This window comes from Burkholderiaceae bacterium DAT-1 (assembly GCA_019084025.1).
Classification (GTDB): Bacteria; Pseudomonadota; Gammaproteobacteria; order Burkholderiales; family Chitinimonadaceae; genus DAT-1.
This window is the reverse complement of record JAHRBI010000024.1, coordinates 1-531: the sequence shown is the minus strand read 5'-3', so window position 1 is coordinate 531 and position 531 is coordinate 1. Positions and strand designations below refer to the sequence as shown.

Annotated in this window: 2 protein-coding genes; both read left to right on the top strand. The window is 62.1% G+C overall.

The window, feature by feature from the left end; all coding sequences use genetic code 11:
- A partial coding sequence (locus KSF73_17335) for a molybdenum cofactor biosynthesis protein MoaE (GenBank protein MBV1777484.1) occupies positions 1 to 296 on the top strand: 296 nt, incomplete at its 5' end.
- Positions 297 to 323: 27 nt separating this feature from the next.
- Positions 324 to 531: cyclic pyranopterin monophosphate synthase MoaC (moaC, locus tag KSF73_17330; protein ID MBV1777483.1), on the top strand; the 208-nt coding region annotated here is incomplete at its 3' end.

Below are 531 nucleotides of genomic sequence, written 5' to 3'. Positions count from 1 at the left end.
AAAAGGCATTACACGCCCTCGCCCACGAAGCCTGCGGCCGCTTTGATCTAAGCGCCGCCCGCATCATCCATCGCGTAGGCACGCTGATGCCCGGCGATCGCATTGTGCTGGTACTGGCTGCGGCTGCACATCGTCACGCAGCACTACAAGCCGTTGATTACATGATGGATCATCTTAAATCCACCGCGCCCTTCTGGAAGCGGGAAGACGGACCGGATGGCTCGCACTGGGTCGATGCACGACAATCCGATGCGGACGCCCTCGCCCGCTGGTCCTCCCAGCCGACAGAATCTTGATTACACCGAATACCGAGCATCTTCCTCATGAGTGAACTCACCCATTTCAACCCGCGCGGCGACGCGCACATGGTCGACATCGGCGACAAAGCCGCCACCCGCCGCCGCGCCGTGGCCTCCGGCCGCATTAATATGCAGCCCGCCACCCTCGCCCACCTTGCGCCCGAACAGAACAAGAAAGGCGATGTGCTCGCCGTTGCCCGTCTGGCAGGCATCATGGCCTCCAAGCGCACCT